The sequence below is a fragment of the Aquipuribacter nitratireducens genome, from assembly GCF_037860835.1.
Classification (GTDB): Bacteria; Actinomycetota; Actinomycetes; order Actinomycetales; family JBBAYJ01; genus Aquipuribacter; species Aquipuribacter nitratireducens.
This window is the reverse complement of record NZ_JBBEOG010000001.1, coordinates 621,935-636,940: the sequence shown is the minus strand read 5'-3', so window position 1 is coordinate 636,940 and position 15,006 is coordinate 621,935. Positions and strand designations below refer to the sequence as shown.

13 protein-coding genes are annotated in these 15,006 nt (G+C 75.5%); 6 read left to right on the top strand and 7 right to left on the bottom strand.

Features of this window, described 5'->3' with window-relative positions; all coding sequences use genetic code 11:
• Positions 1 to 32 precede the first annotated feature (32 nt).
• A complete protein-coding gene (gene map / locus WAB14_RS02790) occupies positions 33 to 803 on the top strand; it encodes a type I methionyl aminopeptidase (protein WP_340267149.1) in 771 nt (256 codons plus the stop codon).
• Positions 804 to 849: 46 nt separating this feature from the next.
• On the opposite strand, the gene WAB14_RS02785 is transcribed toward map, so the two are convergent.
• The 4 genes from WAB14_RS02785 to WAB14_RS02770 all read right to left on the bottom strand — a co-directional run bounded on the left by WAB14_RS02785 (position 850) and on the right by WAB14_RS02770 (position 5,364).
• Positions 850 to 2,169 carry an ABC transporter ATP-binding protein gene (locus WAB14_RS02785; protein WP_340267147.1) on the bottom strand — a complete coding sequence of 440 codons (1,320 nt, stop codon included), beginning with the start codon at positions 2,167 to 2,169 and terminating at the stop codon, positions 850 to 852.
• Between the two features lie 11 nt (positions 2,170 to 2,180).
• The gene (locus WAB14_RS02780) at positions 2,181 to 3,020 is read right to left on the bottom strand and encodes a carbohydrate ABC transporter permease (RefSeq protein ID WP_340267145.1); all 840 of its coding nucleotides are present in this window, start codon (positions 3,018 to 3,020) and stop codon (positions 2,181 to 2,183) included.
• A complete protein-coding gene (locus WAB14_RS02775; protein ID WP_340267402.1) occupies positions 3,020 to 3,916 on the bottom strand; it encodes a carbohydrate ABC transporter permease in 897 nt (298 codons plus the stop codon). The genes WAB14_RS02780 and WAB14_RS02775 overlap by 1 nt, the downstream gene beginning before the upstream one ends.
• A gap of 119 nt (positions 3,917 to 4,035) precedes the next feature.
• Positions 4,036 to 5,364 (bottom strand): extracellular solute-binding protein, encoded by a 1,329-nt coding sequence (locus WAB14_RS02770; RefSeq protein WP_340267143.1) that lies wholly within the window; start codon positions 5,362 to 5,364, stop codon positions 4,036 to 4,038.
• A gap of 155 nt (positions 5,365 to 5,519) precedes the next feature.
• On the opposite strand from WAB14_RS02770, the gene WAB14_RS02765 reads away from it, so the two are divergent.
• The gene (locus tag WAB14_RS02765; RefSeq protein ID WP_340267141.1) at positions 5,520 to 7,343 is read left to right on the top strand and encodes an acetyl/propionyl/methylcrotonyl-CoA carboxylase subunit alpha; all 1,824 of its coding nucleotides are present in this window, start codon (positions 5,520 to 5,522) and stop codon (positions 7,341 to 7,343) included.
• 45 nt (positions 7,344 to 7,388) lie between these two features.
• Here the strand turns inward: WAB14_RS02765 and WAB14_RS02760 are convergent, their stop codons facing one another.
• A complete protein-coding gene (locus tag WAB14_RS02760; RefSeq protein WP_377002430.1) occupies positions 7,389 to 8,813 on the bottom strand; it encodes an NAD(P)H-quinone dehydrogenase in 1,425 nt (474 codons plus the stop codon).
• An 83-nt stretch (positions 8,814 to 8,896) separates the two neighbouring features.
• Between WAB14_RS02760 and WAB14_RS02755 the strand changes: the two genes are divergently transcribed.
• A complete protein-coding gene (locus WAB14_RS02755; protein WP_340267137.1) occupies positions 8,897 to 9,352 on the top strand; it encodes a gamma-glutamylcyclotransferase in 456 nt (151 codons plus the stop codon).
• On the opposite strand, the gene WAB14_RS02750 is transcribed toward WAB14_RS02755, so the two are convergent.
• Positions 9,307 to 10,461 carry a DUF418 domain-containing protein gene (locus tag WAB14_RS02750; protein WP_340267135.1) on the bottom strand — a complete coding sequence of 385 codons (1,155 nt, stop codon included), beginning with the start codon at positions 10,459 to 10,461 and terminating at the stop codon, positions 9,307 to 9,309. The two genes, WAB14_RS02755 and WAB14_RS02750, sit on opposite strands and share 46 nt — an antisense overlap.
• Before the next feature lie 86 nt (positions 10,462 to 10,547).
• On the opposite strand from WAB14_RS02750, the gene WAB14_RS02745 reads away from it, so the two are divergent.
• Both WAB14_RS02745 and WAB14_RS02740 read left to right on the top strand, forming a co-directional pair.
• The gene (locus tag WAB14_RS02745) at positions 10,548 to 11,414 is read left to right on the top strand and encodes a purine-nucleoside phosphorylase (protein WP_340267133.1); all 867 of its coding nucleotides are present in this window, start codon (positions 10,548 to 10,550) and stop codon (positions 11,412 to 11,414) included.
• Positions 11,411 to 13,177 (top strand): phospho-sugar mutase, encoded by a 1,767-nt coding sequence (locus WAB14_RS02740; RefSeq protein WP_340267131.1) that lies wholly within the window; start codon positions 11,411 to 11,413, stop codon positions 13,175 to 13,177. The genes WAB14_RS02745 and WAB14_RS02740 overlap by 4 nt, the downstream gene beginning before the upstream one ends.
• Before the next feature lie 22 nt (positions 13,178 to 13,199).
• On the opposite strand, the gene WAB14_RS02735 is transcribed toward WAB14_RS02740, so the two are convergent.
• Positions 13,200 to 13,856: a PH domain-containing protein gene (locus tag WAB14_RS02735; protein ID WP_340267129.1), complete on the bottom strand. Its 657-nt coding sequence runs from the start codon at positions 13,854 to 13,856 to the stop codon at positions 13,200 to 13,202.
• A 33-nt stretch (positions 13,857 to 13,889) separates the two neighbouring features.
• Here WAB14_RS02735 and deoC point away from each other — a divergent pair, with 33 nt between their 5' ends.
• Positions 13,890 to 14,957 carry a deoxyribose-phosphate aldolase gene (gene deoC / locus WAB14_RS02730; RefSeq protein WP_340267127.1) on the top strand — a complete coding sequence of 356 codons (1,068 nt, stop codon included), beginning with the start codon at positions 13,890 to 13,892 and terminating at the stop codon, positions 14,955 to 14,957.
• Positions 14,958 to 15,006 lie beyond the last annotated feature (49 nt).

Genomic DNA, 15,006 nt, shown 5'->3' with positions numbered 1-15,006 from the left:
CACGAGCCACCGGGTACGGCAGGCTGGAGGGTGTGATCGAGCTCCTGTCGCCCGCCGAGGTGGCCCGGGGCCGGGAGACCGGCGCCCTGGTCGCGGACATCCTCCGGACGCTGCGGGAACGCAGCACGCCGGGCACGAACCTCCTCGAGCTCGACGCGGAGGCGCGGCGGATGATCGAGGCGGCGGGCGCCGTGTCGTGCTACGTCGACTACGCGCCGTCGTTCGGCCGCGGGCCCTTCGGCCACTACGTCTGCACGTCGGTGAACGACGCGGTCCTCCACGGGCGCCCCCGCGACCAGGTGCTCGCCGACGGCGACCTCGTGTCGCTCGACCTCGCGGTGTCCCTCCACGGCGTCGTCGCCGACTCGGCCCTCAGCTTCGTCGTCGGCGCGCGCCCGGACGAGGCGCCCGACCCGCTCGTCGAGGTGACCGAGCGCGCCCTCGCCGCGGCGATCGACGCCGCGGGACCGGGGGTGCGGATCGGTGACCTCTCGCACGCCATCGGGACGGTGCTGCGGGGCGCGGGCCACCCGGTCAACACCGAGTTCGGTGGCCACGGCGTCGGCTCGACGATGCACCAGGACCCGCACGTGCCGAACGACGGCCGGCCCGGGCGCGGGTACGTCCTGCGACCCGGGCTGCTGCTCGCGCTGGAGCCGTGGGTCATGGCGGACACCGACGAGCTCGTCGTCGACGACGACGGCTGGACGCTGCGCAGCGCGACCGGGTGCCGGACGGCGCACAGCGAGCACACGGTGGCGGTGACCGAGGACGGCGTCGAGGTGCTGACGCTCCCCCGCTGAGTCGCCGGTGCCGGACCGCGCGCCGCGGGGCCGGGTCGACCCGGGCTCAGGCCCGGGCGCCCGTCCGCTGCCCCTGGTCGCGCACGTCGACGGTGCGCGGGCGCCCGCCGTCGGACGCGGCGGCGTCCCGGTGCTGCTTCTCGCGCTCCAGCGCCTCCCGTCGCGCGTCGGCGCTCTCCTTGCCGAGCTGCGCGGCCTTCTCCTCGTCCCGGGTGAGGTTCTCCCCCGTCTCGGGGTCGAACAGGTGCATGCGGGTCGTGTCGAGCCACAGCCGGGCCCGTGACCCGTCGCGCACCCGGCTCTGCCCGTCGAGCGCGACGACCAGCTGCGTGCGCATGCCCTCGCCGTCGAGCTCGCGGTCGAGGTCCTCGAGCTTCTGCCGGACCTCGCCCTCGGCCTCGAACGGCACGTACGCGTACAGCTCGTCCCCGAGCCACTCGGTGACGTCGACGTCCGCCTCGAACGTCACGCCGCCCTCGCGGTCGTCGTCGACGAGGGACGCGTCCTCGAAGTGCTCGGGGCGGACCCCCGCGACCACGACCTCGCGGTCGCCGACGGCGGCCACCATGTCCTCCGGCAGCGGGAGGTCGCCGAACGGCAGGTGGAGGGTGCCGCCGTCGACCCGGCCGGGGACGAAGTTCATCGGCGGGGAGCCGATGAACCCGGCGACGAAGAGGTTGACGGGCTGCTCGTACAGCTCGCGGGGGCTCGCGACCTGCTGGAGCACGCCGCGCCGCAGCACGGCGACGCGGTCGCCGAGCGTCATGGCCTCCGTCTGGTCGTGCGTGACGTAGACCGTCGTCGTGCCGAGCCGGCGCTGCAGCCGGGCGATCTCCGTCCGCATCTGCCCGCGCAGCTTGGCGTCGAGGTTCGACAGGGGCTCGTCGAAGAGGAACGCGTTGGCCTCCCGGACCAGCGCCCGCCCCATGGCCACGCGCTGGCGCTGCCCGCCGGAGAGGTTGGCGGGCTTGCGCTCGAGGTGCTCCTCCAGCTCCAGCAGCCCGGCGGCGTTGCGGACGGCGGCGTCGACGTCGGCGTCCTTCATCCTGTGCTTGGCGAGCCGCAGGGGGAACGCGATGTTCTCGTACACCGTGAGGTGCGGGTACAGGGCGTAGTTCTGGAAGACCATCGCGAGGCCGCGGTCGCGCGGCGCCTTCTCGTTGACCCGGGTGCCGCCGATGGTGAGGTCGCCGGACGTGATGTCCTCCAGGCCGGCGATCATGCGCAGCAGCGTCGACTTCCCCGACCCGGACGGCCCGACGAGGATGACGAACTCGCCGTCGTCGATGTCGATGCTGACGTCGTCGACGGCCGCGAAGCCGTCCCCGTAGACCTTGACGATGTTCTTCAGCTGGATCTGTGCCACGGGAGTGCTCCTTACCCCTTGACGGCGCCGGACGTGAGGCCGGACACGATCCGGCGCTGGAAGATGAGGACGAGGACGACGACGGGGACGGTCACGACGACGGCCGCCGCGGCGATGGCGCCGGTCGGCTCGACGAACTGCGACTCGCCCGTGAAGAACGCGAGCGCGGCGGGCACCGGTCGGGCCCGCTCCGTCGAGGTCAGCGAGATGCCGAAGACGAAGTCGTTCCACGCGATGAAGAACGCGATGATCGCGGTGGTGAACACCCCGGGCGCGGCGAGCGGGACGATGACCTTCCGGAACGCCTGCCACGTCGTCGCCCCGTCGACCTGCGCGGCCTGCTCGAGCTCCCACGGGATCTGCCGGAAGAACGCCGACAGCACCCAGATCGACAGCGGCAGCGTGAGCGCCATGTACGGGATGACGAGGCCGGGGATCGTGTCGTACAGCCCGATGGAGCGCCACACGTTGAACAGCGGCGTCACGATGCTGATGACGGGGAAGATCGACACCGCGAGGGCGGAGCCGAGGACGAACCGCTTGCCCGGGAAGTCGAGCCGCGCGATCGCGTACGCGCAGAACGTCGCGAGGACGACCGCGAGCAGCGTCGACAGCCCCGACACGACGACGGAGACGCCGAGCGCGGGCAGGAAGAGCTCCCGGGCGTCGCCCAGGAGGATCTGCTCGTAGTTCTCCAGCGTCGGCGTCGTCGGCAGGAACTGCCGGTTCGTGAGGTCGGCCGTCGGCTTGAGCGACAGCGACACGATCCACGCCACCGGGAACAGGGCGTAGAGGACGACGACGAGCGCCGCGACGTACCAGAGGACCTTCTCGCGGGTGCGGCCGGGCATCAGCTGTTCCTCCCTGCGGCGAGGTCGACCTTGAACCCCTTGACGAAGCCGACGGCGATGAGGACGACGGACAGGAACAGCAGGACCGACACGGCGGAGCCGAGCCCGATCTCGACCCGGCTGATGGTCTGCCGGTAGGCGAGGATCGACAGCGACTCGGTGCCCTGCGCACCGTTCGTCATGATGAAGATGTTGTCGAAGACCCGGAACGCGTCGAGGGCGCGGAACAGGACCGCCACCATGATCGACGCCTTCATGCTCGGGACCGTCACGCGGCGGAAGCGCTCCCACCACGTCGCGCCGTCGACCTTCGCGGCCTCCTGCATGTCCTCCGGCACCTGCGCGAGGCCGGCGAGCAGGAGGAGGGAGATGAACGGCGTCGTCTTCCAGATCTCGCTCGCGCAGATGACGACGAGGGCGGTCCAGAAGTCGCCGAACCAGTCGAGCTGGCCGAGCCGGAACCACGTGTTGACGAAGCCCGTGTCGTTGGCGAAGGCGAACTGCCACGCGAACGCGGAGACGACGGTGATGATCGCGTACGGGATGAGGATCGCGGCCCGGACGATCCCCCGCAGGCCCGTCAGCACCTTGTGCATGACGAGGGCGAGGGCGAAGCCGAGGACGAGCTCCACGACGACCGTGATGACGGTGATGAGGGACGTCACGCCGAAGGCCCGCCACCACACGGGGTCGGTGAGGATGACCCCGTAGTTCTCCAGCCCGACGAACGCCCTGTTGTCGGGGTCGGTGAGGCGGTAGTCGAACAGCGAGTCGTACGTCGCCTGGAGGATCGGGTAGAGGGTCACCGACAGCATGACGACGAAGGCGGGACCGGCGAGCAGCCAGCCGAGGCGGCGCTCGGCGCGCACCCGCTCGCTCGCTCGGGCCCTCGCCACCTCCTGCGCCCGGCGGTTCCCGCCGTCACCCGGCGGTCCGCCGTCGTCGCTCCCGTCACCCCTGCGCTCCAGCCGCAGGTCCCCTGTCCCCGCGGCGGTCGCCGCGGACGCGCTCGTGCTCACAGCAGGTCCTCCTTCGCCAGCACGCCCTGGATGAGGTCGGCCGCCTCCTGCGGGGTGCGGTCGGGGTCGACCTCGCCGGGCGGGTGGAAGGTGCGTTGCAGGGACTGCGACACCTCGCCGTAGTACGGGGTCAGCGGCCGCGGCCGGGACAGCTCCATGGACTCGCGGATGGCGTCCGCCGCGGGGTACTGCTCCTGGATCTCCTCGTCGTCGTAGACCGAGCGGGTCGCGGCGGGCACGCCGTTGACCTGCCACAGCAGCTTCTGGCTCTCCGGGCTCACGAGGCACTCGACGGCCTCGAGCGCGAGGTCGCCGTTCTCGCTGAACGCCCCGACGCCGACCGCTCCGCCGCCGAACGGCGGGGCGGCCTCCTCGCCCTCGACGGTGCGGGGGTACGTCGTCCAGCCGAGGTCGTCGAGGAACGCCTCGTCGAGGGCGCCGCTCTCGACCGCGCCGTTGAAGGCCTCGTAGACGTACGGCCAGTTGACCATGAAGCCGCTGCCCTCCCGCTGGAACAGCGCGAGGGACTCCTCCTCCGTCGACGTCGACACGCTCGGGCCCACGACCCCGGCGTCGACGGCCTGCCGGATGACCGCGGCGGCCTCGGCGGCGGCGTCCCCGTCGAGGCCGAGCTCGAGGTCCTCGGGCTCGGCCTCCGGGTTCTCCAGCACCTGCCCGCCCGCGCCCTCGATGAGCGCGTTGATCCAGACGGTGTAGCCCTCGTAGCGGTTGGCCTGGACCGAGATCGTCGTGCCGGTCTCCTCGGCGGCGTCGATGACCTGCTCCCACGTCACCGGTCCGCTCTCGAGGTCGAGTCCCGCCTCCTCGGCGACGGAGGTGCGGTACCAGAGCAGCTGCGTGTTGGTCCACATCGGCGCGGCGACGAGCTCGTCCTTCCACGTCGCGCTCTCGACGGCGGCGTCGAAGACGTCGTCGGTGAACGTCTCCGCGAGCTCGTCGGGGATGTCGGCGATGAAGCCGGCCTCGGCGAACTCCGGCACGAACGGCGGGTCGAGGCTCATGATGTCGATCGAGGCGTCGTTCGCGGCGAGGCGGCGGATGAGCTGCTCGCGCTGGGCGTCGGCGTCGCTCGGCAGGCTCGCGGTCTCGATCGTGTACGCGCCCTCGGAGGACTCGCTGCACGCGGCGGCGACCTCCGCCTGGCCGCCGTTGTCCGGGATCGTGTACCACGTGAGGCTCGTCGCGGCCCCGGGGTCGCCGCCACCGCACGCGGCGAGCACCGCCAGCGGCACCACCCCCAGCGCGGGAGCCAGACCCCGGCGCAGCCCCAGCGGCGCCCGTCTCTCGTTCCGGTCCGCCGTCATCGGCGTCCCCCTCCTCCCGGCGGCGTCGCCGGGACCCGTGACCGCCCGGTCCGGCGACCGGGGGTGACACGAAGCAGTCATACCCGGACATCCCGGACGACGCACGTCGGTGCGCGGCGGCCTCCCCGCACGGCGTCCGGCTAGGCTCCGCAGCGATGTCGACGACGCTGTCCTCCCCCGCCGCCGGGTCCGCCCGGCCCTTCACCACCGTGCTCATCGCGAACCGGGGTGAGATCGCCGTGCGCGTCGCCCGGGCGTGCGCCGACCACGGTCTCCGCTCGGTGGCGGTCTACGCGGACCCGGACGCCGACAGCCCCCACGTCACCGCGGCGGACGAGGCGTTCGCCCTCGGGGGCAGCACCTCGGCCGAGACCTACCTCGACGTCGCGAAGCTGCTCGCGGTCGCGGAGAAGGCCGGCGCGGACGCCGTGCACCCCGGCTACGGGTTCCTGTCGGAGAACGCCGACTTCGCGCAGGCCGTGATCGACGCCGGCCTCGTGTGGGTGGGTCCGCCGCCGCAGGCGATCCGCGACCTCGGGGACAAGGTGTCGGCGCGGCACATCGCCGCCCGGGCGGGGGCGCCGCTCGTCGCCGGCACCCCGGACCCGGTCGCCGACGCCGACGAGGTCGTGGCCTTCGCACAGGAGCACGGCCTGCCGATCGCCATCAAGGCCGCGTTCGGCGGCGGCGGGCGCGGCCTCAAGGTCGCCCGCACCCTCGAGGAGGTCCCGGAGCTCTACGAGTCCGCCGTCCGCGAGGCCGTCGGCGCGTTCGGGCGCGGCGAGTGCTTCGTCGAGCGGTACCTCGACCGGCCGCGCCACGTGGAGACCCAGTGCCTCGCCGACACCCACGGCGGGGTCGTCGTCGTGTCGACCCGGGACTGCTCGCTGCAGCGGCGCCACCAGAAGCTCGTCGAGGAGGCCCCGGCACCGTTCCTGTCGCAGGCGCAGGTGGAGCAGCTGTACGCGGCGTCGAAGGCGATCCTGCGGGAGGCCGGCTACGTCGGGGCCGGCACGTGCGAGTTCCTCGTCGGGCAGGACGGCACCATCAGCTTCCTCGAGGTCAACACGCGCCTGCAGGTCGAGCACTGCGTCTCGGAGGAGGTCACGGGCATCGACCTCGTCCGCGAGCAGTTCCGCGTCGCGGCGGGCGAGGCCCTCGGCTACGACGACCCCGAGGAGCGGGGGCACTCCATCGAGTTCCGCATCAACGGCGAGGACGCCGGGCGCGGGTTCCTCCCCCAGCCCGGCCCCGTCGACGTGTGGCGGCCGCCGAGCGGTCCCGGCGTCCGGCTGGACTCCGGCGTCACGGCCGGCAGCGTCGTCGGCGGCGGCTTCGACTCCATGCTCGCGAAGCTCGTCGTCACCGGCGCCACCCGGCAGCAGGCGCTCGAGCGGTCGCGGCGGGCGCTCGCGGAGTTCACGGTCGAGGGCCTGCCGACGGTGATCCCGTTCCACCGGACCGTCGTCTCCGACCCCGCGTTCGCCCCGGCCGACCCGGACGAGGCCTTCACGGTCCACACCCGCTGGATCGAGACGGAGTTCGACAACACGATCGCGCCGTGGTCGCCGGGCGGCGGCGGCGGGGCGGACGAGGCCGGCGGCGGCGAGAAGCAGCGTGTCGTCGTCGAGGTCGACGGGCGCCGCGTCGAGGTCGCGCTCCCCGCCGGGTTCGCGGTCGCCGCCGCGGGTGCCGGCGCGGCCGGGGGGCTGCAGCGGGCGCCCCGCCGCAGCGGGCGCAAGGCCTCCGGCGGCGCGGCGGTGTCCGGTGACGCCCTCACGAGCCCGATGCAGGCGACCGTCGTCAAGGTCGTCGTCGCCGAGGGGGACGAGGTCGCCGAGGGGGACCTCGTCGCCGTCCTCGAGGCGATGAAGATGGAGCAGCCGCTCACCGCCCACAAGGCCGGGACCGTCAAGGGCCTGCAGGTGAGCGTCGGCGGGACCGTCACCGCCGGAGCGGTGGTCTGCGAGATCGCGTAGGGCCCGCGAGCGGCCGTCGGGCCCGAGAATCCGGGCCCGCGACCCTCAGGCGAGCGGCGCGGGGTGCAGCTGGCGGGCCGCCTCGGCGATCGAGCCGGACAGGCTCGGGTAGACGGTGAACGCGCGGGCCATGTCGTCGACCGTCAGCCGGTGCTCGACGGCGAGCGTGATGGGGAAGATGAGCTCGCTCGCGCGCGGGCCGACGACGACCCCGCCGAGCACCGTGCCGGACCCGGTCCGCGCGAACAGCTTGACGAAACCCTCGTCGACGCCCTGCATCTTCGCCCGCGGGTTCGTCGCGAGCGGCAGCATGACGCCGTTGCCCTGCGCCTCGCCGCTGTCGAGCTGCGCCTGCGTCCACCCGACCGTCGCGATCTCCGGGGCGGTGAAGATGTTGCTCGCGACGGTCTTGAGCGACAGCGGCCGCACGGCGTCGCCCAGCAGGTGGCGCATCGCGATCCGGCCCTGCATCGCGGCGACGCTCGCGAGCGCGAGCACGCCCGTGCAGTCCCCGGCCGCGTACACCCCGGGCACGCTCGTGCGGGACACCCGGTCGACGGCCACGTGGCCGCTGGGGGTGAGCTCGACCCCGACGTCCTCCAGGCCCATCCCGGCCGTGTTCGGGGTCGAGCCGACGGCCATGAGACAGTGCGAGCCCTCGACCGTGCTGCCGTCGGACAGCCGCACGACCACCCCGTCCCCGACGCGCTCGACCGTCTCCGCCCGCGAGCGGGACAGCACCCGCATGCCGCGGCGGCGGAACGCGTCCTCCAGGACGGTCGCGGCGTCGGCGTCCTCGCCGGGCAGCACGCGGTCGCGGGAGGAGACGAGGACGACCTCGCTGCCGAGGGCGAGGTAGGCGGAGGCGAACTCGGCGCCGGTGACGCCGGACCCCACGACGACGAGCCGCTCGGGCAGGACGTCGAGGTCGTACAGCTGGCGCCAGTCGAGGATGCGTTCCCCGTCCGGCATCGCCGAGGGCAGCCGACGGGGCGTCGCCCCCGTCGACAGCAGGACGGCGTCGGCCGGGAAACGCCCCGGGCCGTCCCCGCCCTCGACCTCCACGGCACCGTCGGTGAGCCGGCCGCGGCCCGTCACCACCCGCACCCCCACGGCCTCGAGGGAGCGGCGGATGTCGCGGGACTGGGCGGTGGCGAGCCGCTTGACGCGCGCGTTGACGGTGCCGATGTCGACGCCGACGTGCTCGCCGGCCGCGACGGCGCTGGGGTAGCGGACGCCGAGCCGGGACGAGCCGTCGACCTGCGTCATGACCTCGCTCGTCGCGATGAGCGTCTTGCTCGGCACGCAGTCGGTGAGGACCGCGGCGCCACCGAGACCGTCCTCGTCGACGACGGTGACGTCGGCGCCGAGCTGCGCGGCGACCAGGGCGGCCTCGTAGCCGCCCGGTCCCCCGCCGACGACGACGACGTGCTGCTGGGGCCGGTGGGGTGCCTCGCTCACGGCCGCCATCCTTCCAGGCGCACCCGGCGGCACCAGCCCGGGCGCCGCCGCGCCCGTCCTCGCGGGCACGACCCGCACTACAGTGCGCTGCCATGCTCTACGCCGCCTACGCGGGCAACCTCGACCCCGACCGGATGGCCGAGCGGGCCCCCCGCTCCCCGGTCCGGGGCTCGGGCTGGCTGCCGGGCTGGCGGCTGACGTTCGGCGGGGAGGAGCACGGCTGGGACGGCCCCCTGCCGACGGTCGTGGAGTGCCCCGAGCGGCCGGACAGCGCCGTCTACGTCGTGCTCTACGAGGTCGCGCCAGGCGACGAGCACCTCCTCGACGCGTGGGAGGGGGTGTCGATGGGCCTCTTCCGCCGCCTGACGGTGCGGGTGCAGACCCTCGACGGCAGCGTGCCCGCGTTCCTCTACGTCCTCGACGCCTACGAGGGCGGCCTGCCGTCGGCGCTGACGGTCGGTCTCGTCGCCGACGCCGCGGAGAAGGGCGGGGCACCCGCCGACTACGTCGCCGAGCTGCGCGCCCGCCCCTGCCGCTCCGTCGGCTGAGGGTCCTCGCCCGGCTCCTCGCCCCGTCGCGCGCGCCGGTCCCGGGCGACGGCGAGGAGACCGACGACGCCCAGCGCCGCGGCCCACGCGGTGGCGCCGAGCGCCGTGAGCGCCGCGGTCCCCCACCGGTCCCCGAGCCCCCCGGCCCACGGCGCGAGCAGACCGGCGAGCACCACGGACGTCGCGAGGTAGACGACGAGGGAGTGCCGCCCGAGCCGGGCGAGCGCCCGCAGCCACGCCGGGCCGACGCCCCGGGCCGCGACCAGGGCGAGCGCCGCGACGACGCCGACGGCGCCCGCGGGGCCGGTGACGGCGTCGAGGGCGCCCGCCGCGGTGGCACGACCCGGGTCCGCGGCCCCCGCCCCGGCGACGAGCCGGGCGTAGGGCACGGCGCCCAGCAGCCCGACGAGCGTGCCCGTCACCGCGAGCGCGGCGAGGCCGCGCCTGTGCTCGTGCGGGGCGAGCAGCCAGCCGCTGCGGACCAGCCAGACCCCCGCGACCAGTGCCACGAGGAGCCCGCCCTGGAACAGCGGCGCGAGCACGAGACCCAGCAGCCACGTCCCGGTCCGGTCCAGTGCCGACAGCGGGTACGACGCCGGCGGGTCCGGGAACCCGGCCGTGCCACCGAGCCCGTCCGCCGCCCCCTGGAGCAGCAGCGGGACGACCGCGCCCACGCACACGAGCACCGCCCAGCGGCGCCGGGCCGTCGCGAGCGGCAGCCCCGCGAGCAGGACGAGCGCGAGCACCCCGAGCGGGTCCGCCTCGGAGACGAGGACGGCGTGCGCCGCACCGAGGGCGAGGAGGACGCCGGCGCGCCGCGTGACGTCGACGTGTCCCCGCCGCCGCACGCGGACGACGAGCCCGGCGCCGAGCGCCACGGCGAGCAGCGGCAGGACCCGGTTGTCGACGAGCAGCGCGGTGAGCCCGTCCGCCACCGCATCGAGCCGGCCCGCGCCGAGCGGGCGGTACCCCGCGCCCAGCTGCCGGCCGTGCACCCACAGCAGCGCGGTCGCCGTCGCCGCGCCCAGGAGCGCGAGCCCGCGGGCGGCGTCCGCGGCGAGCAGCCGCTCCGTGCCCGGGCCCGGGCGCGGCGTCGGTGGGGACGGCACGCCCCCATGCTCTCCCGCGCCCGACCGACCCGCCCCGCGGGTCGCGGCCGACCACGACGACGACGACCATCGGTACGCTCCGCCGGGTGACGAGCGCGACGGACCCCACCGCCACGACAGCCGACCAGGGACCGGACGGGCCCGCGTGGCAGGACCTCGCCGCCCGGGCCGCCGCCACCGTCCGGGAGCGCGCGGGCCTGCCCGCGGACGCCGCCGTCGACACCGCCGTCGTCCTCGGGTCCGGCTGGGGCCAGGCCGCCGACCTGCTCGGCGAGGTGGTGGTCGACGTCGCCGCGGCCGACGTGCCCGGCTTCCGCGCCTCGAGCGTCGCGGGGCACCACGGCCGGCTGCGCGTGGTCCGCACCGCCTCCGGCCGGCTCGTCCTGCTCGTCGCCGCCCGCACCCACTTCTACGAGGGCCACGGCGTCGACGCGGTCGCCCACGGCGTCCGCACCGCCGCTGCCCTCGGCTGCCGCCACGTCGTCCTCACGAACGGCTGCGGCTCCCTCAACGCCGAGTGGGGTCCCGGGACCGCCGTCCTGCTGCGGGACCACCTCAACCTCACGGGCGCGACGCCCCTGCGCGGCGCGACGTTCGTCGACCTCACCGACGCGTACTCCCCCCGCCTGCGCGACCTCGCCCGGGAGGTCGACGGGTCCCTGCCGGAGGGCGTGTACGCGCAGCTGCACGGCCCGCAGTACGAGACCCCCGCCGAGGTCCGGATGGTCGGCGTGCTCGGCGGCGACCTCGTCGGGATGTCGACGGCGCTGGAGACCATCGCCGCCCGCGCCCTCGGTCTGGAGGTGCTCGGGCTGTCGCTCGTGACGAACCTCGCGGCGGGCACGAGCGGTCAGGCGCTCGACCACCAGGAGGTCCTCGACGCGGGCCGGGAGGCCGCGGAGCGGTGCGGTCGCCTCCTCGCCGCCGTCGTCGACCGGGTGTCGGCCGCGTGAGCGACGCCGCGGCGCTCCTGCGCGCCGAGGCGCTCGCGTGGGCCGACGGCGACGTCGACCCCGCGGACGCGACGGCCCTGCGCGACCTCGTCGCCGCCGCCGACGCGGGCGACGCGGCCGCCGCCGAGGAGCTGCGCGACAGCGTCGGCGCGTCCCTCACCTTCGGCACCGCCGGGCTGCGCGGGCGCATGGGACCGGGACCCAACCGCATGAACCGGGCGGTCGTCGTCCGCGCCGCCGCCGGCCTCGCGACGTGGCTGCGGGCGCAGTCGGCACTCGCCGGCGAGACGCCCCGGGTGGTCGTCGGGCACGACGCGCGCCACGGCTCGCAGCAGTTCGCGCGCGACACCGCCGCCGTGCTGACCGCCGCCGGCTGCGACGCCACCCTCGTCGACCGGCCCGTGCCGACCCCCGTCGTGGCCCACGCCGTCCGGCGTCTCGACGCCGACGCCGGCGTCGTCGTGACGGCGAGCCACAACCCGAAGGACGACAACGGCTACAAGGTCTACCTCGGCGGCCGCGTGTCGCCCGACCCGGGCGCGGGCGTCCAGATCGTCCCGCCCGCCGACGCGGGCATCGCCGCGGCCATCGACGCCGCGCCGCCGTCCGTCGCGGTGCCGCGCGCCGGGTCGGGCTGGGCGGGCACCGGTGAGGACCTCCTCGACGCCTACGCGGGGACCGTCGCGGCCCTCGCCGTGCCGGGGCCCCGCGACCTGCGGGTCGTCACGACCGCGATGCACGGCGTGGGCGACGCGCTGCTGCGCGACGTGCTCGGGCGGGCGGGCTTCACCGACGTCACCCCCGTGCCCGAGCAGGCGGCCGCCGACCCCGACTTCCCCACCGTCCCGTTCCCCAACCCCGAGGAGGCGGGGGCGCTCGACCTCGCCCTCGCCCTCGCCGCGGGCTCCGGTGCGGACCTCGTCATCGCCAACGACCCCGACGCCGACCGCTGCAGCGTCGCGGTGCCGGACCCGTCGCGGGGCCCCCGCGACGACCCCGCCGGGTGGCGGCAGCTGAGCGGCGACGAGGTGGGCGCCCTGCTCGCCGAGCACGTCCTCACCCGCGGCGGCGACGCGCCCCCTCCGGTCGACGACGGCGAGCCCGCGACCCTCGCCGCGTCCCTCGTGTCGTCGGCGCTGCTGCACCGCGTGGCCGCGGCGCACGGCACCCGGTCGGCGACGACGCTCACGGGCTTCAAGTGGATCGCGCGCGTGCCGGGCCTCGTCTACGGCTACGAGGAGGCCCTCGGGTACTGCGTGGCGCCGGGGGTGGTGCGGGACAAGGACGGCGTGAGCGCGGCCCTCCTCGTCGCAGAGCTCGCCGCCCGCGCCGCCGCCGACGGCCGGGGGCTGCTCGACCTCCTCGACGACCTGCACCGCGCGCACGGCGCCCACCTCACGGCGCCGGTCACGCTGCGCCTCGCCGACATGTCGGTCGTGCCGTCGGTGCTGTCGGGACTGCTGCGCACACCCCCGGCGGACCTCGCGGGCCTCGGCCCCGTGAGCGTCGAGGACCTGTCGGCCGGCGTCGACGGGCTCCCGCCCACGAGCGGGGTCCGCCTCGCGGCTGCGGCCGACGGCGGGCCCGACGACGGGACGAGCGCCCGCGTCGTCGTGCGGCCCTCCGGCACGGAACCGAAGCTCAAGGCGTACTGCGAGGTCGTCCAGCCGGTCGTGGGAACCGACCTCGCGGCGGCGCGCGCCGCCGGCGCCGGACGCCTCGACGCCCTGCAGCAGCAGGTGCGGGAGCTGCTCACCTCCTGAGCGTCCCGACCGGCTCGACCGTTCACCCGAGCGCGGTGAGCACCCCCGCGAGGAGCACGAGACCGGCGGCCGCGAGCGGCAGCAGCGCGGCGGGCTCCCAGCGCACCACGGGCTCGCCCGTCCCCTCGGCGCGGACCGGTCCCGGTGCCTGTCGCCACCGCTCCCAGCGGGTCCCGACCAGCACGGCCGCCTCCCCGGCGCTCGACCCGGGGGCCCGGCTCCCGGCGATCCCCTCGGCGTCCCGCTCCGCCCACGGCGTCTCCGAGCGCCGGACCGGCCGGATGCGGCGCCCCGACGCCGGCGCGGCCCACGACGACCAGCGCCGCCCGGCAGCGGTCAGCGTGAGCGCCCAGCGGGTGTCGAGGTCCTCCAGGGTCGACCACGGCAGGCGGACCGTCCGCCACACGTTGACGAGCTCGACCCCGCCCCGGTCGACCCGCACCGCGGGTCGCCAGAACAGGGCGTGGACGACCGCGGAGGCGAGGGCGAGGACGCCCCCGCCGAGCAGGACGCTCGTGAGCGTCCCGTTGGCGACGAGGTCGACGACGAGCACCCCCGCGAGCACCCACCACGCGACCGCCAGCACCCGCACCGCGCCCGGCCGGAACTCCGCCGGCGCGTCGGCGGGGTCGACCGGCCCGGCGGGGCCGGCGGGGCGGGACGGCTCCTCGGGCGGCATCCGCACATCCTGCCCGGCGTTAGGCTCCTGACCATGACCGACCTCGCCGCCCCGGCCCCGGACACCGCCGCCGCGGAGGCCCGACCCGGCGACGGTCCGGCCCTCGACGGAGCGGTCGAGCGCCTCGTGGGGCGCGTCGACGACACGAGCCTGCGCCGCTTCCTGCGCGGGCTGCCGGGGGTCGACGAGGTCGGCGCGAACGCCCGCGCGGCGAAGTTCGGCACCCGGTCCATCAAGACCGACTCCAAGGCGTGGGGCCTCGACGCCGTCGTCTCCATGATCGACCTCACGACGCTCGAGGGCGCCGACACCCCCGGCAAGGTCCGCACCCTCGCCGCGAAGGCCGCGAACCCGGACCCGGCGACCGGCTGCCCGCCCGTGGCCGCGGTGTGCGTGTACGGCGACCTCGTCGCGGACGTCGCCGACGCCCTCGACCGCGTCGGCGCCCTGTGGCGGCGGCCCCCGGCGGGTGACGAGCGGCCCGGGGTGAGGATCGCGGCCGTCGCGACGGCCTTCCCGTCCGGCCGGGCCTCGACGAAGGTCCGGCTCCTCGACACCGCCGACGCCGTCGCCGCGGGCGCCCACGAGATCGACATGGTGATCGACCGGGGCGCCTTCCTCGCCGGGCGCTGGCTCGAGGTGTTCGAGGACGTCGTCGCGGTCCGGGCCGCGTGCGCCCGCCCCGACGGCAGCCGCGCGAAGCTCAAGGTCATCCTCGAGACGGGCGAGCTCGCGACGTACGACAACGTCCGGCGGGCGTCGTGGCTCGCGATGCTCGCGGGCGCCGACACGATCAAGACGAGCACCGGCAAGGTGTCGCCGGCGGCGACGATGCCGGTGACGCTCGTCATGCTCGAGGCCATCCGCGACTTCCACCTCGCGACCGGCCTCGTGGTCGGGATGAAGCCGGCGGGCGGCATCCGCACGGCGAAGGACGCCCTCCGCTACCTCGTCATGGTGCAGGAGACGCTGGGGCCGGGCTGGCTGCACCCGGACCGCTTCCGCTTCGGCGCCTCCAGCCTCCTCAACGACGTGCTCATGCAGCGGCAGAAGCTCCGCACCGGCGCCTACAGCGGCGCGGACTACGTGAGCATCGACTGAGCGCCGGACGCCCGAGTCCCCCGACCCCACCGACGCGACCTTCGACCCC

What these genes read in the sequence shown, in the direction of transcription:
- WAB14_RS02780 (WP_340267145.1), bottom strand. Translation starts at nt 3,020, where the DNA reads ATGCCCGGCCGCACCCGCGAGAAGGTCCTCTGGTACGTCGCGGCGCTC.
- WAB14_RS02770 (WP_340267143.1), bottom strand. Translation starts at nt 5,364, where the DNA reads ATGACGGCGGACCGGAACGAGAGACGGGCGCCGCTGGGGCTGCGCCGG.
- WAB14_RS02765 (WP_340267141.1), top strand. Translation starts at nt 5,520, where the DNA reads ATGTCGACGACGCTGTCCTCCCCCGCCGCCGGGTCCGCCCGGCCCTTC.
- WAB14_RS02760 (WP_377002430.1), bottom strand. Translation starts at nt 8,813, where the DNA reads ATGGCGGCCGTGAGCGAGGCACCCCACCGGCCCCAGCAGCACGTCGTC.
- WAB14_RS02755 (WP_340267137.1), top strand. Translation starts at nt 8,897, where the DNA reads ATGCTCTACGCCGCCTACGCGGGCAACCTCGACCCCGACCGGATGGCC.
- WAB14_RS02735 (WP_340267129.1), bottom strand. Translation starts at nt 13,856, where the DNA reads ATGCCGCCCGAGGAGCCGTCCCGCCCCGCCGGCCCCGCCGGGCCGGTC.
- deoC (WP_340267127.1), top strand. Translation starts at nt 13,890, where the DNA reads ATGACCGACCTCGCCGCCCCGGCCCCGGACACCGCCGCCGCGGAGGCC.